Origin of the sequence: Corynebacterium sp. Marseille-P8863 (genome assembly GCF_946902955.1) — a bacterium.
Taxonomy (GTDB): Bacteria; Actinomycetota; Actinomycetes; order Mycobacteriales; family Mycobacteriaceae; genus Corynebacterium; species Corynebacterium gottingense.
Genome location: NZ_CAMPQC010000006.1, coordinates 110,166 through 132,570, shown reverse-complemented (window position 1 = coordinate 132,570; position 22,405 = coordinate 110,166). Strand labels below are relative to the sequence as shown.

The 22,405-nt window shown below is 67.5% G+C and carries 14 protein-coding genes; 6 read left to right on the top strand and 8 right to left on the bottom strand.

Features of this window, described 5'->3' with window-relative positions:
* Window positions 1-2: 2 nt before the first annotated feature.
* The 6 genes from OVO38_RS06350 to OVO38_RS06325 are packed head-to-tail and all read left to right on the top strand — an operon-like array spanning window position 3 to window position 7,298.
* Window positions 3-674, top strand: coding sequence for an NYN domain-containing protein (locus OVO38_RS06350; protein ID WP_267208012.1), 672 nt, complete (start codon window positions 3-5; stop codon window positions 672-674).
* A gap of 13 nt (window positions 675-687) precedes the next feature.
* Window positions 688-3,015, top strand: coding sequence for an MMPL family transporter (locus OVO38_RS06345; protein ID WP_267208011.1), 2,328 nt, complete (start codon window positions 688-690; stop codon window positions 3,013-3,015).
* Complete coding sequence (locus tag OVO38_RS06340) at window positions 2,999-4,030, top strand: lysylphosphatidylglycerol synthase transmembrane domain-containing protein (RefSeq protein WP_267208010.1); 1,032 nt, start codon at window positions 2,999-3,001, stop codon at window positions 4,028-4,030. The genes OVO38_RS06345 and OVO38_RS06340 overlap by 17 nt, the downstream gene beginning before the upstream one ends.
* 51 nt (window positions 4,031-4,081) lie before the next feature.
* Window positions 4,082-5,566: an FAD-binding oxidoreductase gene (locus OVO38_RS06335; RefSeq protein ID WP_267208009.1), complete on the top strand. Its 1,485-nt coding sequence runs from the start codon at window positions 4,082-4,084 to the stop codon at window positions 5,564-5,566.
* Window positions 5,567-5,598: 32 nt separating this feature from the next.
* A complete protein-coding gene (locus OVO38_RS06330) occupies window positions 5,599-6,903 on the top strand; it encodes an SAM-dependent methyltransferase (RefSeq protein ID WP_267208008.1) in 1,305 nt (434 codons plus the stop codon).
* Window positions 6,904-6,944: 41 nt separating this feature from the next.
* Window positions 6,945-7,298: a DUF3054 domain-containing protein gene (locus tag OVO38_RS06325; RefSeq protein WP_240511736.1), complete on the top strand. Its 354-nt coding sequence runs from the start codon at window positions 6,945-6,947 to the stop codon at window positions 7,296-7,298.
* 170 nt (window positions 7,299-7,468) lie between these two features.
* On the opposite strand, the gene OVO38_RS06320 is transcribed toward OVO38_RS06325, so the two are convergent.
* The 8 genes from OVO38_RS06320 to OVO38_RS06285 form a co-directional block, all read right to left on the bottom strand.
* Window positions 7,469-9,010, bottom strand: a complete 1,542-nt coding sequence (locus OVO38_RS06320) for an acyl-CoA carboxylase subunit beta (protein ID WP_267208007.1) — start codon at window positions 9,008-9,010, stop codon at window positions 7,469-7,471.
* On the bottom strand, window positions 8,994-13,835 hold the full coding sequence (pks13, locus tag OVO38_RS06315; RefSeq protein WP_267208006.1) for a polyketide synthase Pks13: 4,842 nt from the start codon (window positions 13,833-13,835) through the stop codon (window positions 8,994-8,996). The genes OVO38_RS06320 and pks13 overlap by 17 nt, the downstream gene beginning before the upstream one ends.
* A 34-nt stretch (window positions 13,836-13,869) precedes the next feature.
* Window positions 13,870-15,729 carry a FadD32-like long-chain-fatty-acid--AMP ligase gene (locus OVO38_RS06310; RefSeq protein ID WP_267208005.1) on the bottom strand — a complete coding sequence of 620 codons (1,860 nt, stop codon included), beginning with the start codon at window positions 15,727-15,729 and terminating at the stop codon, window positions 13,870-13,872.
* Between the two features lie 29 nt (window positions 15,730-15,758).
* On the bottom strand, window positions 15,759-16,721 hold the full coding sequence (locus OVO38_RS06305; RefSeq protein WP_095536011.1) for a cutinase family protein: 963 nt from the start codon (window positions 16,719-16,721) through the stop codon (window positions 15,759-15,761).
* A 12-nt stretch (window positions 16,722-16,733) separates the two neighbouring features.
* Window positions 16,734-17,225 (bottom strand): DUF732 domain-containing protein, encoded by a 492-nt coding sequence (locus OVO38_RS06300; protein WP_095536010.1) that lies wholly within the window; start codon window positions 17,223-17,225, stop codon window positions 16,734-16,736.
* A complete protein-coding gene (locus OVO38_RS06295) occupies window positions 17,222-19,183 on the bottom strand; it encodes an alpha/beta hydrolase-fold protein (RefSeq protein ID WP_095536089.1) in 1,962 nt (653 codons plus the stop codon). The genes OVO38_RS06300 and OVO38_RS06295 overlap by 4 nt, the downstream gene beginning before the upstream one ends.
* A gap of 298 nt (window positions 19,184-19,481) precedes the next feature.
* Window positions 19,482-20,492 (bottom strand): alpha/beta hydrolase, encoded by a 1,011-nt coding sequence (locus OVO38_RS06290; RefSeq protein ID WP_095536009.1) that lies wholly within the window; start codon window positions 20,490-20,492, stop codon window positions 19,482-19,484.
* 76 nt (window positions 20,493-20,568) lie between these two features.
* Complete coding sequence (locus tag OVO38_RS06285) at window positions 20,569-22,392, bottom strand: hypothetical protein (RefSeq protein WP_267208004.1); 1,824 nt, start codon at window positions 22,390-22,392, stop codon at window positions 20,569-20,571.
* Window positions 22,393-22,405 lie beyond the last annotated feature (13 nt).

Below are 22,405 nucleotides of genomic sequence, written 5' to 3'. Positions count from 1 at the left end.
CAATGGTTCTGCAGGACAAGACGCACCCGTACACCGAGGGCGCACCGGCCGGGCCGGAGTCCTACCTGCTGGTGTGGGACGCGCCGAACCTGGACATGGGGCTCGGCGCCATCCTGGGCAGCCGCCCCACCGCCGCCTACCGCCCCCGCTTCGACGCGATCGGCCGCTGGCTGGTCGGCGAGGCGGACGAGCGCTCCGGGGAGACGGGCACGCAGGTCGAGCCCGAAGCCACCGTGTTTACCAACGTCTCCCCCGGCAACACCGAGGCGGTGCGCCCCTGGGTGGAGGCGCTGCGCAACGTCGGCTTCGCCGTCTTTGCCAAGCCGAAGGTGGACGAGGATTCGGACGTGGACCAGGACATGCTGGACCACATCGAGCGCCGCTACGAAGAGGGCGTCCTGCGCGGCCTCGTGGTCGCCTCCGCGGACGGGCAGAACTTCCAGGAGCGCATCGAGGAGCTCGCCGCAGAGGGTATCCCGGTGCAGGTGCTCGGCTTCCACGAGCACGCCTCGTGGGCCGTGAACTCCCAAGCGGTGGACTTTGTGGACCTGGAAGACATTCCGGGTGTGTTCCGCGAGCCGCTGCCGCGCGTCAACCTGGACCACCTGCCGGACGGCGGCGCCTGGATGCAGCCGTTCCGCCCACTGTCGGCGCTGCTGCACAACCGCGACTAAGGAGGCCTCCCTCGTGTTTTACAGGTGGGGCCGCGTCGCCTTCCGCCACCGCCGGGTCATCCCGCTGGTGGTCATTGCCATCATCCTGGTGATGCAGGTCCTCTTCGGCGCCAAGCTGGGCGACCGCCTCTCGCAGGAGGGCTGGGAAGACCCCGGCGCCGAATCCACGGCCGCCGCGCAGATCGAGCAGGACACGTTCGGCCGCGACAACGCCGGCGATGTCATCGTGCTCGTCTCGGCCCCTGGTGGCGTGCAGGACAAGGCGCTTATCGACGCCGCGAATACCCAAATCTCTGCCCTCCAGGACAAGCACCCCGAGCAGATCGACCACGTCACCAGCTACTTTGCCAAGCCGAACCAGCAGCAGATCAGCGCGGACGGCACCCAAGCGTTCGCCGCGATCGGCCTGAAGGGCGATGGGGAGCAAACGCTCAAGGACTTCCGCGCGATCGAGCCGGACCTGCGTGCCATCGAGCTGCCCGGCGACGCGACCGTGCAGATCGCCGGCGCAACCGCCGTGGCCGACGCACTGGATGACGGCATGGCCAATGACATCGCCCGCGCCGAGAAGGTCGGCCTCATCTTCGTGGCCATCATCCTGCTCTTCGTCTTCGGCGGCGTGGTCGCCGCGGCGATGCCGCTGATCGTGGGCATCCTGTCCATCCTTGGTTCCCTGTCGCTGCTGTCCATCCTGGCGCAGTTCCAACAGGTCAACATCTTCTCCCAGTCCGTGATCACACTGCTGGGCTTGGGCCTGGCCATTGACTACGGCCTGTTTATGGTCTCCCGCTTCCGCGAGGAGCTCGACCGCGGCCTGGACGTGGAAGAGGCGGTGGCGGTGACCACCACGACGGCGGGCAAGACCGTCTTCTTCTCCGCGCTCATGGTGGGCGTGGCGCTGTCCGGCCTGCTCATGTTCCCGCAGGCCTTCCTCAAGTCCGTGGCGTACGGCGCGATCAGCGCGGTCGTGCTCGCCGCGGTGATCTCCGTGGCGGTGCTGCCGGCCTTGTTCGGCATGCTGGGCACACGCATCGACATGTGGTCGGTGCGCCGTACCAGCCGCAAGGCCCGCCGTTTGGAGGATACGGTCTGGTACCGCATCCCGGCGTGGGCCATGCGCAACTCCAAGAAGGTGGTCGTGGGCATCACCGCCCTGCTGTTCCTCATCACCGCCCCGATGGTGGGCATCACCTTCGGCGGCATCAACGAGTCCTACCTGCCACCGTCGCAGGAGACCCGCCAGTCGCAGGACGCCTTCAACGAGGCGTTCCCCGCCTTCCGCACGGACCCGGTGAAGCTGGTGGTCACCGGGGCGTCGAACGAGCAGCTGGGCAACATTGTCATGCAGACGCGCCAGGTCTCCGGCCTGGCGTCGCCGCTGAAGCCCTCGCACCCCACCCAGGACGGCACCACGATCCTCTCCGCCCCGCTGGCAGACCGCAACGGCGGCCAGGAGGTCGTGGACCAGCTGCGTGACCTGGACGTCCCGGACGGCGTGCAGACGTACGTCTCCGGCACACCGGCGATGGAGGTCGAGTCCATCGAGGCGCTCCTCCACCGCCTGCCGTGGATGGCGCTGTACATGGTCGCCGCGACCTTCCTGCTCATGGCGCTCCTCTTCGGCTCGCTCATCCTGCCGGCCAAGGCCGTGATCATGAACGTGCTGGGTATCGGTGCCACGCTGGGATTCCTCACCGCCGTCTTCGTCGGCGGCCACGGCGCGAGCCTGCTCAACTTCACCGCCGGCCCGCTGATGAGCCCGGTGCTCGTGCTCATCGTGGCGATCCTCTACGGCCTGTCCACGGACTACGAGGTCTTCCTGGTCTCGCGCATGGTGGAGGCCCGCCATAACGGCGCGTCCACCGACCAAGCGATCAAGGAGGGCACGGCACACACCGGCGGCATTATCACCGCCGCCGCGGCCATCATGATCGTCGTCGCCGCCGCCTTTGCCATGAGCGACATCGTCATGATGAAGTACATCGCCTTCGGCATGATCTTCTCGCTGGCGCTCGACGCCACCATCATCCGCCTCCTCCTCGTCCCGGCCGTGATGCACCTGCTTCGCGACGACAACTGGTGGGCACCGCGCTGGGTCAAGCGCGCCTACGCCTCCCTCGGTGAAGGCGGCGAAGGCAGCGAGGGCAGCCAGGGCACTGCGGGCAGCCAGCCCGCGCCTGCCGCCCCCGCGCAGCCCGCCGACGACCCGGAAGGCCACCCGGGCCGCGCCGGCGTCTCGGTGGAAGAGAACCACGAACTCGTCCCGTTCCGCGAGCTCATGCGCCAGCTGGAGGAGCGCAAGGCCCTCGAGTACACCCAAAAGCGTGAGCTCGAACGGTAGCCGCGCGCAGGTGCTGCGGTGGGTGCGCTGGCTCGCGCCCGTCGTCTTGCTCGCACTCCTCGTCGCCGCGTTCTGGGAGGAGCTCGACTTCCTCGCGGACTCGTGGCGGGCCCTGCGCCGCGCCGTCGCTCACGCACCCGGCCCGATCGCCGGTGCCGTCGTCGCCGCGTTTGGCGCGATTTTCGCCATGGCCGCGGTGATGAAGATCCTGCTCAACGTCGACGCCAAGCGCACGGACATGGCGCGCACCACGGCGCTCACACTCGGCTCCAACGCCTGGTCCACCACCCTGCCCGGCGGCCCCGCGCTCTCCGCGTGGTTGACCTACCGCGTCCAGCGCTCCTGGGGCGCGTCCGCCGGTCTGTGCGGCTGGTTCTTCGTCATCTCCGGCGCGCTTTCTACGGTGTGGATGGCGCTGATCGGGCTCGCCGCCGTCCTCTTCCTCGGCGCCGACCTGTCCGCGGCCACCCTGTGCACGTCGATCGTGCTCACCGTCCTTGTCATCGTCGCCATGTTCTGGGCCACCCGCCACCCGGCACTGCTGATCCGCTGGACCCGCTTCCTCCCCGGTTCCGTGCGAGGCAAGGTCGCCGACGTGATCACGCAGGTCTCCCAGATCCGCATGACCACCGGCCAGTTCTTCTCCTCCGCGTTTTGCTCCCTGTGCAACCGGCTCTTAGACGTCGTGGTCTTCTACTTCTGCGTCTGGTCCGTCGTCGGCGACGCGCCCGGACTCCACGCGGAGCTCAACCGGGCGAGCCTCATGGGGGTCACGCTCGCGTTCATCATGACCAAGCTCGCCGGCGCCGCCCAGGTCACCCCGGGAGGGGTCGGCACCGTCGAGGCCGCCGCTGCCGCCTCGCTCGTCGCTGCGGGCATGACGCTTGTCGACGCCACCGCCGCCACCCTCATCTACCGCATCATCTCCTTCGTACTCATCACCGCTATCGGCTGGGTCGTCCACATTGTCTGCTACGCCGGGCGCGGCTACATGCTGGGCGCGCCGCGCGACTAGGCGCGCTCCCCCGCCGCGCGAAGTCCAGACGATGGGTCTATTGTGCGATACATGAGCGTATCTGATGGTCTCGCAAGGTCCCTCGCTGGCGTGCGCAGCGTCGACGGAGAACGAGTCACTCCAGTGGGCTGGCATGCGCACAGCCAGGGCGTGGAGACCCTGCTGGCGAGCTTCCGGCAGGTCCCCGCTGGCGAGCGCGTCCGCCTGGCCAAGCGCACGTCGAATTTGTTTCGCAAGCGCGTCGAGCCCGGCGCTGGCCTCGATGTCAGCGGTCTCGGCGGTGTCATCGCCATCGACCCGGTTGCTAAAACCGCGGATGTCCAGGGGATGTGCACGTACGAGCAGCTTGTCGACGCCGCCCTGCCCTTCCACCTCGCACCCCTGGTCGTCCCCCAGCTGAAGACCATCACACTCGGCGGCGCCGTCTCCGGCATGGGCGTGGAGTCCACCAGCTTCCGCAACGGCCTGCCACACGAGTCTGTCATCGAGATGGACGTGCTCACCGGCACCGGCGACATTGTGCGCTGCTCACGCGAGGAGAACGTGGACCTCTTCCGCGCCTTCCCCAACTCGTACGGCTCCCTCGGCTACGCGGTGCGCCTGAAGATCGAGCTGGAGTACGTCGCGCCGTACGTGGAGCTGCAGCACGCACGCTTCAACTCCCTGCGTGACTTCCAGGAAGCGCTCGGCGCCGTCTCCGCCTCCGGAGAGTGGGACGGCCGCACGGTGCACGGGCTTGACGGCGTGGCCTTCTCCCCGGAGGAGCAGTACCTGGTGCTCGCCTTCCAGGCCGACGACGCCCCGGGCACCTCCGACTACACGCGCGACGCGATCTTTTACCGCTCGCTGCAGCACCCCGAGGGCATCACGCACGACTTCCTCACAATCCGCGACTACATCTGGCGCTGGGACACCGACTGGTTCTGGTGCTCGCGCGCCTTTGGCGCGCAGCGCCCGAAGGTGCGCCGGTTCTGGCCCCGCGAGCTGCGACGCAGCGCCTTCTACTGGAAGTTGGTCGGGCTGGACAAGAAGTACGATCTGGAATACCGCTTCCTCAAAAAGCCCAAGAACCTGCCGCGCACCGAGCGCGTCGTGCAAGACATCGAGGTCACCGACGCACACGTCGCCGAGTTCCTCGACTGGTTCTTCCAAGCCAGCGAGATCGAGCCCGTCTGGCTCTGCCCCATCAGGTTGCGCAGCGACTCGGCTGCGCTCTCACAGCTTGGTCTGCCTGAGCACGCCCCGTGGCCGCTCTACCCGCTCGAACCGGGCACAACCTGGGTCAACGTCGGGTTCTGGTCGGGTGTGCCCGCCGACCACGTCTCGCCCGCCCAGGAGCCGGGCGCCTTTAACAAGGTGATCGAGCGCAAAGTAAGCGAGCTGGGCGGCCACAAGTCGCTCTACTCCGAGGCCTTCTACGACCGACCCGAGTTCGAACGCCTCTACGGCGGCGACCTGCCAGAGCGGATGAAGGCCACGTACGACCCGGACCGACGCTTCCCAGGCCTGTTTGAAAAAACTGTCAACAACGCATAGCGCACACCGCAGCGCACAGGAGAAGAAAGCACATGAGCAAGTTCGTACCAATGACCGTGGCCGACATCGTGGATACCCTGTTCCCCACGTACAACCCGTTCCGCTGGGAAGCGTTCGACGGGTCCTCCACAGGGCCGGCGGGCGCGGAGCACACGGTGCGCGTGAACAGCCCGGAGGGGCTGTCCTACATCGCCACCGCGCCTGGCGACGTCGGCCTGGCGCGCGCCTGGGTCACCGGCGGACTCGGGGTCGAGGGCGAGCACCTAGCACACCCGTACGCGGTGTTTGATAATCTGCGCAACCTCTACGCCCACTACAAGCGCCCGAACCCAAAGGAACTCTGGCGCATCGTGCGCTCCTTGCGCGGCATGGGTGCGTTCCAGATCCAGCCCGTGCCGGAGGCGGAGCAGGCCTCCTGGTTTGAGCGCACCGTTCGCGAGGGCCTCGCGCCCCACTCCAAGGAACGCGACGCGGAGGTCATCTCCTCCCACTACGACGTGGGCAACGACTTCTACGAGCTGTTCCTCGGCGAGTCCATGGCCTACACCTGCGCCTACTACCCCACCGAGGACGCCAGTCTGGACGAGGCCCAGGAAAACAAGTTCCGCCTCGTCTTTGAAAAGCTCCACCTCAAGCCGGGCGACCGCCACCTGGACATCGGCTGCGGCTGGGGCACGATGGTGCGCTACGCCGCCAAGCGCGGCGTGAAGTCACTCGGCGTCACCCTGTCCAAGGAACAGGCCGAATGGGCGCAGGCGAAGATCAAGGAGGAGGGACTCGAGCACCTCGCGGAGGTACGTCACCTGGACTACCGCGACGTCACCGAGTCCGGCTTTGACGCGGTCTCCTCCATCGGACTCATGGAGCACATCGGGGTAAAGAACTACGCCTCCTACTTCGACTTCCTCTCCAGCAAGCTGCGCCCGGGCGGCGTGATGGTCAACCACTGCATCACGTTCCCGGACAACCACAAGACGAACAAGGGCGATTTCATCGGCCGCTACATCTTCCCGGACGGCGAGCTCACCGGCTCCGGCACTATCGTGCGCAAGATGCAGGACCACGGGTTCGAGGTTGTCCACGAGGAGAACCTCCGCTTCGACTACATGCGCACGCTGCGCGATTGGTGCGAGAACCTTAAGGAACACTGGGACGAGGCGGTCGAGCTCGTCGGGCTGAACACGGCCAAGCTCTGGGGCATGTACATGGCGGGCTCCGAGTGGGGCTTCGAGCACGACATCGTGGAGCTGCACCAGGTGATGGGCATCAAGCTGGATAGCGAAGGCTCCCGCGCCGGCACGCCCGAGCGCCGCTGGTGGAACGACTCGGTATTCTAGGCGCGGTGTTTTCAGTACCGCGAGGCGCTAGCATGGCGGGTATGAAGAAAACGATTTCGAAGCCGTACGCCATCGCCGCTGACTACGTCGCTATCGCGGTATTTGCGCTGCTCGCGCGCGCCGCGCACCAGACCGAGGAGATGCCCCTCAACTTCACGGGCTGGCTGTCCACGCTGTGGCCATTCGCACTGGGCGTGACCCTCGGCTGGCTCATCGCCCGAGACAACAAGGGCGGCATCATTTGGCCGGTCACCGTCATCACCGGCCTGGTGATCTGGGGTATTCGGAACCAGTCCATCCCCCACTGGTCCTTCATCATCGTGGCGACCACGATGTCGGCGCTGCTCATGCTTGGCTGGCGCGGCATTGCCAAGCTGGTGGCAAAGAAGGGCTAGAAGCTCGAGCCGAAGTTGTACATCGGGTCGCCGGTCTGGATGCCGTTGACAAACCAGACGAGCATGCTGATCAGGTCGCCGGCGAGATCGAGGGTAGAAGAGAGCATCGAAGCTATACCTTTCTGGTGAGGAGATCGTACGGTTAGCCTATCGGCACCGTAACCATTTCGTTACAGCGGGCTGATCGTGTGCTTCTTCGGCAGATCGGACTCCCGCTTGGTGGAGAGCTGGCGCAGGGCTCGTCGTAAAGCAATGCGCGTCTCGCTCGGCTCGATCATCTGGTCAATGTACCCACGCTCCGCGGCGACGTAGGGCGAGGTCATGTTCTCGTCGTAGAAGTCCATGAACATCTTCTTCATCGCCTCGCGCTGCGCGGGGTCCTCGATGGCGGCGAGTTGCTTGCCCTGGATCATCACCACGGCAGCAGAGGAACCCATCACCGCGATCTGGGCGGTGGGCCACGCCAGGTTGATGTCGCCGCACAGGTTCTTCGAGCCCATTACCGCGTAGGCGCCGCCGTAGGCCTTACGCACAATCAACGCGACCTTGGGCACGGTCGCCTCCACGCCCGCGAAGGCGAACTTCGCGCCACGGTGGATCAGGCCCTCGCGCTCCTGCTGCACGCCCGGCAGGTAGCCCGGGGTGTCCACCACGTAGACGATGGGGATGTTGTAGGCGTCGCAGGTGCGGATGAAGCGCGCGCCCTTGTCGGCAGCATCGGCGTCGATGCAGCCAGCCTGGTACATGGGATTGTTGGCCACGAAGCCGACAGCGCGGCCGTCGATACGCCCGAAGGCGCAGATGAGGTTCTCCGCGTAGTTGGCCTGGATCTCCACCAGGTCCTCGTCGTCCCCGAGCTGGACCAGCAGGTCCATCATGTCGTAGCCGGCATTCGTGTCGTCGGGCATGAAAGAGTCCAGCCCGCTGTCGTCGAGCTCCTCGTCCGCGGGCGCGTCGACCTGCGGGGCCGGGTCGAACGCGGAGGTCGGCAGGTGCGCGAGGAGGTCGCGCACGTAATCGAAGGCCTCCTCCTCGGAGGCCACGACCGCCTGGATGTTGCCGGATTGCTCCTGCACGCGCGCGCCGCCCAGCTCGGCGGAGGTGATGTCCTCGCCGGTGACCTCGCGGATCACGTTCGGGCCGGTCACGTACATCTCGGACTCGCCGTCCACGGCGACCACAAAGTCGGTAGTCACGGGCGCGTAGACGGCACCACCAGCGGACTTGCCCAGCATGATCGAGATCTGCGGGCTGCGGCCGGACAGCGGCAGTTGGCGCTTCGCAATCTCGGAGTACATGGCCAGCGACGTCACCGCGTCCTGGATGCGGGCGCCGCCCGAGTCCTGGATGCCGATGACGGGGCAGCCGATCTTGATGGCAAACTCCATCACCTCGACCACCTTGCGGCCAAAGGTCACGCCGACGGAGCCGCCGTAGACGGTCTTGTCGTGGGCGTAGATGGCCACCGGGCGGCCGTCGATACGCCCGTAGCCCGTGACCACGCCGTCGGAGTAAACGGCCTTGTCGTCGCCCGGGGTGCGGGCGAGCGCCCCGATTTCCACGAAGGAGTCCTCGTCAAGCAGGGCGGCGATGCGCTGGCGCGGCGTGGTGCGGCCGGCGTCGTCGCGGCGCTTGCGGGAGCGCTCCGATCCGGGGTCCTGCGCCGTTTCCAGCCGGGCGCGCAAGTCTGCAAGCTTATCGGCGGTTGTCATGCTCAATCCAATCGTTCATGTGCTTGCCCACGATCCCCACCGCGGGCTCGTCCACCACGGCGAGGTGGTCGCCGGGAAGGTGCACGATGGTCAGGTCGTCCACGATAGCGCCCCAGCCGCCGTCCTCGTCAATGTGCGCGTAGTTCGGCTCCAGCTGGATTGCACCGTCGTGCATGCGCTCCGCGCGGAACAGCAGCACGGGCACGGTCACGTCCGCCCATCGAGTGAAGTCCAAGTGGTTCAAAATCTGGTTGTCCACAAAGGAGGCACGCTGGTGTTCAAGCACACCCGCGGCCAGGCCGTGCTCGGAAGCGTCGGTCGTAGCGAGGAACTGCGAAAGCATCTCCAACAGCGCGTCTTCGCCGGCAGTCTCGAGCAGCTCGTACGGCACCTCGAAGTCCAGCCCGTACGTTTCCTTGGCAAAGGCGGCGTAGCGGCCCCAGCGCGCCTTCGTCTCCTCCGGCGTGTTGGGGATCGGCTCGCTCGGCTGCGTGGTGTCCAGCAGCGCGATGAAGTCGATTGTGTCATTGCCCAGCTGGTGCGCCACCTCGTAGGCCAGCGCGCCGCCGAAGGACCAGCCGGCGAGCACGACCTTGCGGCCCTTCGCCAGCTCGGTGATGTCCTTGACATAGGCTGCGGCGCGCTCCTCCAGCGAGCCCTCGAGGCGCTCCACGCCGTAGACCGGCACGTTGTCCTTCAGGCGGCGCGCCAGCGGCGCGTACACGCTCGACGAGCCACCGGCGGGGTGGAACACAAAGACGGGGCTGACCTCGTCCGATCCTTCGCGGAAGACGCGGATGTTGCCCTCAACCTCGGTCTCGAGCCCCTCGCGCACGAGGTTCGCCAGCGGCTCCAGCGTCTCCGCTGCGAGTACCTGCTGCGCGGTGACCTCGATGCCGGAGCGCTCGGTGAGGTGGTTGGCAATGTCGTGCGCTTGGGCATCGCTAATCGACGCCAACGGGGACGTCACACCAGACGCGGCCTTCCCCGCGTACTTCGCCCAGGCACCGAACACCATGCGCTCGGAGGCGTCGCGCGGGGCGACGCCGACGCCCTGCGCCGGTTCGGCGGATTCCGCCTGTGCGGAAGGTGTGCTGGGCTCGACCGGCTCCGCGGCCGGAGTTTCCGCCTGTGCGGAATTTTCGCGGCCGGCCACGGCCTCTTCGACGATGCGGATGACGTCGGAGACGGAGGCGTCGCGAAGCGTCTGCACCTGCAGCGGCGGGATCTGGAAGTCGTTTTCCACCTGGTTCTTGATGCGCATGCCCATCAGCGAGTCCAGGCCGAGGTCGATCAGCGGCAGCTCGTCGGGCAGGTCGTCTGGGTCGTAGCCCATGGATTCGGAGACGATGCCGCGCAGGCGGTCCGCCACGGTCTCGCCGGAGGCGGGGTCCCAGCGCACGGCCTCGACACCCTCGGCGCCTGCGGCACCCTCGCTCGCGCTCGGTGCGGTGGCGGCGTCACCCGTCGGGGCGATCTCCGCCACGCCCGCGAGCTGCTCATCGCCGCCGAGCGACAGCGTGGTGGCAAACCCCTCCGCGAGCAGCGTGTCCTCGTTGAATACCTTCACGCTCGCGCCTCCCAGGCTCGGCTGGACCACCGTGGTGACCTCGCCGTCGGCGGGCAGGTAGCTGTGCTCCTCGCTCGCCACGACGCGGCCACCGGGGAGGACCTCGGCCGCCGCGGCCTCGATGAGCTGGTAGGGGCTAAAGACCTGGTCGGCCTGGGTAGCAAAGGCGACCTTCCCGCCGGGCAGGCGGACCTTGGCGCCCAGCAGGGACCCGCCCGCCGCCGAGGGGCGGGCGGCTGTCCAGTAGGAGTTTGTGTGGAAGGCGGTGCGGGGGGCGTCGATAAGCGAGCCCTCGCCGTAGAAGCCAGCGAACTTCACGGGCATGCCGCCGACGTAGAGTTTGGCGGCGAGATCCAGCAGCGCGCCGACTTCGTCCACCTTGCGCTTGTTGGTAAACAGCAGCTGCGCGTCCGGCTTGCCCGCGGCGAACGCGGTGTTCATCATGCCCATGAGCGCGACCGGGTTCGGGGTGACCTCCACCAGGGTGGTGTGGCCCGCGGCGAAGGCGGCCTCGGTGGCGTCCTGGAAGTAGACCGGTTGGCGCGTCATGCGCAGGAAGTAGTCCATGTCGTGCACGACCGCGCCCGCCGGGTAGACCTCGCCGCGGTCCACGGAGGTGAACAGCGGCACGGTCAGCGGGTGCGGCTCGATGCCGGCGATGCTGCCGGCCAGGTCGCCCAGGATCGGGTCGAGCGCGCTCGTGTGGCCCGCGCCGCGCACCTTCAGCTTGCGGGCGAACTTCTCTTCCTTGGTCAGGGCGTCCACGATGTAGTCCACGGCCTTGCCCGGGCCGCCGACGGTGGTCATGCCCGGACCGGCGTAGACGGCGGGCTCCACGCCCGCGGCCTCCGGGTGGGCCTGGATGAACTCGGCGAGCTGGTCGCGGGACAGCTCCACCACCGCCATCGCGCCCTCCTGGTCGGTGCCAGCGATCATGGCTTCACCCTCGCCCATGAGGCGGGCGCGCTGGGTGGCAATGAGGATGGCGTCCTTGTCCGAGATGCCGCCCGCGGCGTAGGCGGCGGCGATCTCGCCCATGGACATGCCCATGGTTGCCGCCGGGGTGATGCCCATGGCGGCGAGCAGGTCGGTCTGCGCGATCTGGATCGCGGTGATGGTGACCTGGCCGGTCTCGGTGTCGTAGGTCTGGCCGTCGTCCGTGATGATGTCCAGCATGGACCAGCCGCCCTCGAACTGCACGTACTCGTCGAGCTCGCGCATGCGCTGCGCAAAGAGCGGGGAGGCGTCGAGCAGCTGCTTGGCCATCTTGCGGTGCTGCGAGCCGAAGCCCGAGTAGACGAAGACGGGGCCGACCGCGCCCGGCGCGTCGGCGGCGACGATGCCGGGGCCGATCTTGCCGTCGGCCACCTGGCGCAGGCGCTTCACGGCTTCCTCGGTGGTCGCGGCCTGCACGACGGCGGCGGAGCGGCCGTGGTTGCGCTTGGCCAGCGAGCGGGCGATGGGCGCGAGGTCCGCGTCGGCGCGGCCCTCAAGGAAGTCCGCGAGCTGGGCCGCGGCCTCTTTGCGTCGCGAAGGCAGCAGCCCGGAGACCGGCAGCGCGACCTGCTCGGCGGCGCCGGCGACGAAGGCGGCGGCGTCGGTGTTTTCGGTGTCCACGGCCTCTGCGGTGTCCGCTGCCTCGGAGGCAGCCTCGTAGTCAGCGGGATCGAAGTCGGTGACCACCACGTGCGCGTTGGTGCCGCCGAAACCGAAGCCAGACAAGCCCGCGACGCGGCGCCCGGAGTACCGGGGCCACTCGCGCGGGTCCTGCACGACCTCGATGCGCTCCGCGTCAAAGTCCACGAAGTGGTTCGGCGCGGTGAAGTTCGCGCTCGCCGGGATAGTCTCGTGCTTGAGCGCCTCGATCACCTTGATCATTGCCACCACGCCGGCGGCGGATTCGGAGTGGCCCACGCTCGACTTCGCTGAGCCCAGCAGCAGCGGCTCGGTGGCCTCGCGGCCGCGACCGAGTACCTCGCCCAGCGCGGTCGCCTCGATCGGATCGCCCAGGATGGTGCCGGTGCCGTGGGCCTCGACGAGGTCCACCTCGTGCGGGTCCACGCCCGCGTCCGCGTAGGCGCGGCGCAGCACGTCTACCTGCGCGTCCGGGTTCGGGGCGGTCAGGCCGTTGGAGTGTCCGTCGGAGTTGGTGGCGGAGCCCTTGATCACGCCGAGGATCTCGTCGCCGTCCGCCATCGCGTCCTCCACCCGCTTGAGCACGACGAAACCGGCGGCCTCGGAGCGGACGATGCCGTCCGCGTCGTCGGAGAAGGCGTGGATGCGCCCGGTGGGGCTGATCACGCCCAGCTCGGAGAACATCAGGGACGCGAACGGGTTGGCCAGAATGTTTACGCCGCCGGCAAGGGCCACGTCCGCCTCGCCGTCGCGAAGCGCGCGCACCGCGTGGTGCACGGAGACCAGCGAGGACGAGCAGGCGGTGTCCACGTTCATGGATGGGCCGCGGAAGTCGAAGGCGTAGGAGATGCGGTTCGGGATAATCGAGCTCGCCGAACCGGTCAGCGCGTACGGGTGCGCCTGCGCCGGGTCGGCGCCCATGAGCATGCCGTAATCATTTGCCGAAGAGCCCACGAACACGCCGACCTGCGCGCCGCGCAGCGAGTCGGCCGGGATGTGCGCGTCCTCCAGCGCCTCCCACGCGACCTCGAGCATGATGCGCTGCTGCGGGTCCATGTTGGTGGCCTCGAGCGGGGACAGGCCGAAGAACTCGTTGTCAAAGGATGCAATGTCGTCGAGGTAGCCGCCGTCCGTGGACTCCTCCGCCATCTTGGTGCGCAGGTAGGGGTCGCCCGTGTACTCGCTCCACCTGCCTTCGGGCAGCGGGCCGGTGGCCACGGTGCCGTCGAGAAGCAATTGCCAAAACGCCGCCTGATCCTTCGCGCCCGGGAAGCGGCCGGCCGAGCCCACGATCGCGATGTCGCGCTGCGCGGGGGCAAGTGCTTCACGACGCCCACTCATCCCCTCACTCACGCCCCCCTCCGGCTCGGGCTGCTCGGGCGCGGTCAGCGCCTTGGCCAGGGAGAGGATGGTCGGGTGCTGGTAGGCGATAGTGGGGTCGACGCGGCGGCCGAGCGTGCGCTCGAGCTCGCCGGAGAGCACCACGGCATCACGAGACGACAACCCGTAGGCCTCGAGCGACTTGGCCGGATCGACCGAATCGGCACCAGTAACGTCGGCGGCCTCGGCGGTCTGGGCCACCCATTTCTGCAGCCAGCGGATCAGTTCAGTCTCAGTCATTGCGCGTGAGTTCATAACACCTAAGGTTATCGTCCTACTGCGGGTTCGCGTTAGCGCGCTCCTGGAATTGCTTTGCGTTCACCCGGCGCGCGATCTTGCCCGACGATGACCGCGCGATCTCGTTCGGCGCGCGGAACTCCACCACGTCCGGGGACACGCCGTGGTGCGAAGATACGGCGGCGCGGATCGCTTCCTCCGCGGCGGCGTCGCCGGACGCGTCGGCGGTGTCGCCGCGCTCGACCAGGATGACCAGGCGCTCCACGTCATCGCCCGGGACGGAGAAGGCGGCGACGGAATCCCTGCGCACGTGCTCGGACGCCTCCATCACGGTGGCCTCGATGTCCTGCGGGTAGTGGTTGCGCCCCGCCACGACGACCAGGTCCTTCACGCGGCCGGTGATGTAGAGCTCACCGTCCACGAGCACGCCGAGGTCGCCGGTGTTGAGCCAACCATCCTTTGGCAGCCCCTCCTGGATGGTGGTGCCGATGGTGTTGGTAAAGGTGTCTGCGGTCTCCTCCTTGCGCTCCAGGTAGCCGCCGGCCACGTTCGGTCCGTTGACCCAGATCTCGCCCACCGAATTTTCCGGGACCTCGTCCTTGGTTGCCGGGTCCACGATGGCAAAGCGCATCCAGCTCACCGGCTGGCCGTTGGACGCGAACTGGACGCCCTGTCCTTCCGCCACCTCGGCGGCGGTGCCGGCCGCGAGCTGCTCGCGGTCGAAGGAGGTAAAGCGCGGCAGCTCGGTCGTCTTGCCGGCCTGCGGGGTGGACACCAGGAGGGTCGCCTCGGCCAGGCCGTAGGAGGGGCGCAGAACCTCGCGGCGCAGGCCCGACTTGCCAAACGCGGTGAAGAACGCGTCGACGCCCGGCTTGGTCACCGGCTCGGAGCCGATGATGATGCACTCGAGCTGGGAGAAGTCGTAGTCCTCGGCTGCCTCGGGCCCGTTGGGCGCAGCGTAGCGGGCGGCCATGTCCAGCGCGAAGTTCGGCGCGACGGTGTAGATGTGCATGTCCTCCGGGTCCGACTCGCGGCGGGAGAGGCGATCCATCCAACGCTTCGGCTGCTGCACGAAATCCTGCGGCGTGAAGATCTCCATCTCGTTGCCCAGGATGATCAGCAGCGTGGTGACCACGATGCCCATGTCGTGGTGCAGCGGCAACCAGGACACCAGGCGCATCGGCTGCTGCACGCCCACGCCGCTGTAGATCTGGATGACGTTGGACACAATGGACTCGTTGGTCAGCTTCACGCCCGCCGGGGTGCGGGTGGAGCCGGAGGTGTACTGCAGGAACGCGGTCTGGTTCGCGGTGTCCGCGCCGGCGGCACCCGCCGCCTCTGCCGCTGCGCGCAGCTCGCCCCAGCCCTGGGCCAGGGTGTCCGGCAGCGCGTCGACGGCGATGATGCGCGGGCGCTGCGCCGACGGCAGGTCGGCAAAGTAGGCGCGCACCGCGGCGGCGCCCTTTTTATTGGTCAGGACCGTCTTCGCACCGGAGTCATACAGCACGGCGCGCAGGTGGCCCTCGTGGCCGGGCTCGTTCGGGTCATAGAGCGGGACGGGCACCTGGCCCGCGTACATCGCGCCCATGAAGCCGAGGATGTACTCGGGCGAGTTGGCCGCCAGGATGGCTACGCGGTCGCCGGGCTTGCCCACCTGGGCCAGGCGCACGGCGATCGCTTTGATGCGGGTGTTGACTTCACGGCGCGTGTACACAACGGAGTTGCCCTCGGCGCTATCGGAGTAGTCCCAGAACCTGATGCTCACGGCGTCTGCCTGCCCGGCGTGCTCGGCCGCGGCGTAGAGCATCTCCGTCATGGCGGGGATGGTAAATCCCGGCGGGATCGTGATGTTTCCATCCTGGTCGAGGAAGCGTGCGATGATTGCGTCGAGATCCATGTCTGGGCCCTCCAAAAATTAGTTAGTACCTACAAAGCATCTATAGTAGTGCGCGCCCAATCCAGCGTCCACTGTGGTGTGGTCGTTCCCGGAATCACATCCGGGTTTGTCGCATACATCGCGTGGTTTCCGCTTGCCATTACTAACTCCTGCGCACGCTCCAGCGCATTGCCTACGCGCGCGGGCGCATCGCACACGGTGTCCGCGGGTGCGCAGATCTCGAAGGCGCGGTCCGCAACCTCGCCAAACCCGCCGGGGCGCGCGCCCGTCATGGTCGCGCCCGGCGTCACGCCGTCGGCCACCAACTGCAGCGGCTGCAGCGCGATCTCCGCGCCCACGCCGGTCACCGGCGCGCCCGGGTTCACACCCACGCCGTTCTCGCGGCGCCCGTCCGCAATCATCACCGCGCCAAGCAGGCGCTCCGGCGGCACAGCGTTCATCCCGGTACCAATCTCGTTGGCAATGTCGCCCACGATCACCGCGCCCTGGCTGAACCCGGCGATGATGAACTTGGTGCTCGGGCATGTCGTCGCCACGTGCTTCAGCTCGCCGTTGAGCTTCGCCTTGCCCTCGGCGCGGGAGTCGTCATACGTCATCTCGCGCCGGCCATGCTCAGTCTGGATGTTCCGGAACTGCGCGGTGTACGGCACGGTAAACACGCGGACGTGGTTGATGTCGTACTCCTGCTGGAGCGGTTGCGTGATGGAGAGCATGAAGCTCTGCGGGTTGGCCTGCGGATTGAACGGGTCATCATCCGCCGAAGACTCCCAGGTGCCGGGCACGGAGACGAACTCGACGGCCGGGCACCAGTCCGGCTCGGCCGGTTGCTCCGGGTCCTGCGACCCGCCCTCAGTCTCGCCCTGGCCGGGCACCGGGGACAGCGCCGAATCACCGGATTGGTCCGACGCCTGCCACTGGTAGACCCCCAGCCCGATGACTGCGAGGACCACCAGGACGGCTGCAACCACAAAAACGTTGCGCCCTTTGCGCATGAAGTGCCTTTCTTAGCAGAGGTTCGCGCGCGCGGTGTCCGCAATCAGCGTGCCCAGGGCAGCGGGGTCCATGTCGGTGCGCCGCTGCGCCACGAGCTGGCCGGCGACCGCATCGCGCGTGACGGTATCGTCCGAGCACACCGTACGCCCCGTGGCTGTGAGTTGGTCCTCAACTCCCTCCACGTTCAGTCCGTTCTCGCGGAGCTGCTCCAGGTAGGTCTCCTCCTGCGCGGTAAAGCCCGAGGCCTGCTGCGGCACCGAGGTCACCTCCTGCGCCGGCTGGTCCTCCGGCCGCGAGCCGGACTGGGCCGCCGGGGCCTTGGAGCTCGTCGCCTCAGAGCGGGTGGTGCCGGGGGCGGCGGTCGAGGACTCCGCCGGGGCGGAGGAGGACTGCTCAGCGCTTGCCGACGCCTTCGCGTCCTCGCCGTCAACGGTGGTGGAACCGGAGCAGGCGGCGAGGGAGAGAGTGAGCGTCGCTAAGCACAGGGCTCCGAGACGCCTCATCGCTTCACCACCGTGCCATTGACCTGCTCCAGGGTGCCGTGCTGGAAGCTGATGGTGAGACCGCCGGCGCTGATGTCCTGCATGTCCGAGGTGGGCCAGCCCAGCTCGCCCTGTTCGTAGCCGCGCTTGCCCCACTCGTCGAAGATGTCGCCGTAGTAGATGACGTGCGCGCCGGACTCAGCGGACCAGTAGATGTTGCCCTTCTCAAACGGCTGGAAGAACCCGCCCTTGATGGCAATCTCGTTGCCTGTGGGGAAGCCCAGGTCCGAGGTGGCGGTGCCCATCTCGCCGTACTTCGCGCCGATCGCGCCGTGGACGATGTGGTGGGTGCCGTCCGGGTTGCGGGTGAGGAAGCCGCCCTGGAACTGCTGGACGTAGCCCTCGCCAACCTTGTTGGCCTCCTTGACCGGGTACTTCAGGTCGCCTGTCTCATAGCCGTTCTCGCCCCATGCCTGGAACATGTCGCCCGGGATGGCGTAGGCGCCTGTCTCCGGGGTCCAGTAGATGGAGCCGTTTTCAAAGTGCACGAAGCGGCCGACGCCGTCCGGGGTCGCCTGCTCGCCCGTGGTGGGGAAGCCGAGCCAGCCTTGCGCGCCGCCCAGGCCGCTGTACTTGGCCAGGATGGCGCCGTACAGGGCGTGCGCGCCGGTGTTGGGCGCCCAGAAGGCGGTGCCGCCGCGGAAGTCCTGGGCCTTGCCCTGCTTGTCCTTGCCCGCGTCGTACTCGTTGTTCACGCAGGAGCCGATCGAGCCGTCCGCGGTGACCTCGGCGATCGCGCCAACCGGGGTGCAGTCCGCGCTGCGGTCCGCCTCGGCCACGCCGAGCGAGTTGGCGATGTAGGGCCACGCCTGCGTCATCTCGAACTGCCAGTACTCCCAGGAGTGCACGCCGGACGGGCGGAACTTCACAATCGGCTTAACGTTGGTGCGGCTGGCGTAGTCCACGAAGGTCTGGGTGGACAGACGCGAGAGCACCTCGAGGCCCACGCCCGCCGGGTTGGCCGCGCCCTTGGCCACGGAGTCCGGGCTGCCAAAGTCGTCGCGGCCCGAGCCGGAGGAGACGTAGACCGTCTTACCCTCCAGGTTCTCAATGCCCAGCTTGGGGTCGTGGTCGACCCAGTCCTGCGAGCCGAGCGGGCCCCACATGGCCTCCGCGTCGTAGCCGCCCGCGTCCAGCTGCGCCGCCTTGATCGCCGACGGCATGCCGGTGGTCGTGGTGTCCAGGTAGCCGGAGAAGGAGCCGACGAAGTCGAACAGGTGCGGGTTGCGCTCCGCCAGGTTGATTGCCGAGGTGCCGCCCATGGAGATGCCGGTCAGCGCGCGCTTGTCGTTGGAGCGGAAGCGGTTGTGCAGGACCGGGATGAGCTCCTTGATAAAGAAGGTCTCCCACTTGTAGTTCTTGCCGTTGTTCGGGCGCTGCCAGTCGGAGTAGAAGGAGGACTCACCGCCCACCGGCAGGATCACGTTGACGTTCTTGTCGGCGTAGAACTGCTCGATGTTGGTCTCAATGGTCCAGCCGTTCTCGTCATCACGCGCGCGCAGGCCGTCGAGCGCCCAGACCTCCGGGAACTTCGCGTCCGGGTTCTGGTGCCAGTCGCGCGCCAGGAGGATCTGCACCTGCATGAGTTGGTCAGGCATCGCCGCGGACTTGATAAACACGGCGACGCGGCGGTTGGTCAGCCACTCGATGCGGTCCACGCTCACGCCGTCCGGCAGGCCCGGGATCTGCGGGTGCTCGTCGACCTCGATCGGGGTCCGCGCCGGCGGATCCTTTGGACGGATCGCGTCCGAGAGACCGCGGGAATCGCCGAACGTGCTGCTACCACTGCTCAGCTGTGCCTGCGCCTGCGGGGCGACGCCGGGAAGCGCCGATGCGACCATGAGCGCCGCAGTGGGCACTGCTGCTACCCGAGCGATACGGGCACGCAGCCTCGTGTTGGGGGAACGGTGTTCGCGCATGAAGGTGTCCTGCCTCATCAATTCGTCTGGTCATGGGGGCGTCGCGCCCCTGCAGGCTGGTCCGGGGGTTCCCCTCCCCCGGCGTAGCCAGTGCACGAGCGCTTGTGTAACCCAAAGGTTAAGTTTGACTTGAGACTTTACACGGTGACACGCCGGGAACTTTTGGGGCAAATGTTTTCCGTGTGACTGCGCCGCGGGCGGGGCGCGGACAGCGCCCGCACAGTGCCCGCACGGTGCCAGAACGCAAACTGGCCCCGCTCCCGCGAATGCGGGGAACGGGGCCAGCGGCAGCCGGGGTTTACCAGGCGTTCATCACGTTGAGAATGCGCGGCTGAGTGGCCACGAGCTGGGAGCCGAACTGATCCCAGTTGTGCAAGCCAGTCGGCGTGAACACGGCGGTGTGCTGTACGCCCGTCACGGTCGCCTTCGCGCTCCACAGGTGGGTGGTGAAGTTGGCGATGGACTCCAGCGCGATGCCCGACGCGCGGTGCTCCGGCAGATACTTGTCATCGGCCGGACCTGGGACCGCGCTACCGGAGGACACGTAGACGTCCTTGCCGCGCAGGTTCCCCATGTTCAGGAACGGGTCGTTCTCGTAGCGGCGGGGATTGAAGATGGAGCCCCACATGGCGTTGAGGTTGTACAGGCCGCCGTCGAGAAGCGCGACGCGTAGCGCCGTCTGGCCACCAGGGATGGTGGTGGTGAGGTAGCCGGAGTACGAGAGGACCTGGCGGAACTGGTTCGGGTGCAGCGCGGCGAGGTTGATCGCGGCGGTGCCGCCCATGGATAGGCCGAGGATGGAGTTGTTCGTGGGCGAAACGCCGAAGTTGTCCCGGAGGTAGCTCGGCAGCTCCTGGGACAGGAAGGTGTCCCACTTGTAGGTCACCGGGTGGTTGAAGTCGTACGTCGCGGGCGCGTTCCAGTCCGTATAGAAGGAGGACTGGCCACCGACCGGCATGACGAGCGTGATGTTGTTGTCTTTGAACATCTGCGCCGCGTTGACGTCGTTGACCCAGGCGTTGGTGATCTCCGTGGCGCGCAGGCCGTCGAGCATGTACAGGCCCGCGTTGCCGCCGCGCTGCGCCGGCTGGATCTGCACAGTAATGTGGCGGCCCATCGCGGGCGACCAGACGGTGCAGCGCTGTACCCAGAAGCCGACGCGGTCCCACTCGCACGTACCCGTGGAGTCGGGGCGCAGCCAGTCACGGTTTGCTGCCGAGGCTTGCGGGGCGCTCACCACTGCGCCCAGGGCGGTCAGCAGCGCCATGAGCAGCGCAAGCAGACCACGCTTCGATTTCGTCGCGGACATTACTCTCCCAACTTCGGTGAATGTTTTTCAGCTTTTGGTTACAGCAACGTTACCAAGTTGAGACCGTCAGGGCCATTCAGTTCACCGGCCAGGCGATCCGCTTCCCCGAAACCCCAGGGTCCTCACCCTTTTTAATCTCCCGGATCGTCTCGTCCGAGAGGTAGACCGTTGGATCCTGCTCAAGCTGGAGCGAGCGACCGTCACCCAGGGAATACTGCACATTCTCCCAGAAACGGTGCCAGCTCATCGGCTCGCGCGAGCTGGCCAGCAGGTCCGCGATCGGCTCCTCGCGCAGCGCCGCGCGCACCGCACGCGCCTGCTCGCGGTCCACGTCCTTGGGCATCGAGTCGATCTTCGTCGCGGAGTCCGCCACCTGCCACTCCATGGGCAGGTACTTGTCGTGCCCGACGCGCCCGTCCGGGTCGCGGGGCATGCGCGCGGCCAGCGGCGTGGCCAGGCCCACCGAGTCCAGCACGCGCATCTCCAGCGGCGCGTTCATGCTCGTCATGCCCAGGTTGGTGAGGTATGCCGTGGTCGGCAGGTCCAGCAGGTCGCTCCCCTTGGCCTCGTCCTCGTCCATGCGGGGGCGCCAGTACCAGGAGTATTCGTCCGGGTGAGTGCTCAGCCGCGCGATGTTGAGCTGCCCGGCGTCGTGCTCCTGCCCGTTCTCCACCGCCTCGGTCCACGATTCCATCAGTTTGGAGCCGAGGAAGTCCTCCGCGTGCAGCGGCGGGTCGGCCGGGCTCTGGCCGATTGCGTAGGACCAGAACTCGCGCTCGTCGACAATGTTCAGCTCCTTCTCACCGCGCTCGTACGCGAACCAGTCGATGGGGTGCGCGCGCACGATCGTCACGCCGGCGAACACCGTCGCGGCAAGCGTCAGCGCGATGGTCACGCGCGTCAGCGGCACCGTCATCATCGGCAAGAGCAGGGCAAACAGCGGCAACAGCAGCATGCGCCCGTGCATGAAGTCGCCGCCCACGCGCAGCACGTACAGCACGTGCACGAGGGCGCAGCCCGCGGTGAGCAGGACAATTGCTAATCGACGCCCCCTCGCACCCCGCAGCAACCACACCGCACACCCCGCGACGACCAGCAGCGGCAGCCAGAGCCAGTAGTAGCCAACAAAGTCCCAGAAGTAGGTCCCGCCCCGGGCCCACTCCGCGTCCGAGGCGGACTTGGCCACCGCCGTGTGCGGGGTGAGCAGGCCGTAGAAGCCCATGCGGAATAGCTGGTACGCGGCGGGCACCGGCAGCGCGGCTGCGAGGATGCCCGCCCACTTGCGGGGACTGTGCGCCAGCAGCACGATGCCGGTCACCCCGCCGTAGAGCGCAAGCTCCGGGCGGACCAGCCACGACAGGCCGCACCAGAACGCCAGCCAATACCCGGACACCGGGAGGGCGCGGCGCCCGATCGGGGCGGCCCACTGGACCAGCAGCGCCCACCACACGGCGAGCCACATGATGCACAGGCCCCACTCCAAACCGGAGGTGGCAAAGTCGCGCGCAGGCGGGAGCGCCAGGTAGATGAGGATGCCAAACGGCAGGACAACGCCGCGGGTGGCGGCAGCCTGGTCCCAGAACCGGCCCGAGCCCACGGTGGCCACGACGGCGCCGATGACGGTGCAGGCGAGCGCGAGCCACATCGCCACGTCCTCGAGCCGGGCGCCCGTGAGCCAGCCGAACGCCGTGATGAGGTACTGCCACAGCACTGAGGTGTTGGCCTCCACGCGCTCGCCGATGTTGAACACGGGGCCGTTGCCCGCGAGCAGGTTGCGCACGGTGCGCAGCACGATGAGTCCATCGTCGGACATCCAGCGGCGGGTAAATCCTCCCCAGAACGCAAAGATGCCCGCGATTGCCGCTGCAGCGAGCAGCGAAATGCGGGCCTGTTTGTTCATTCCAGCGATACTA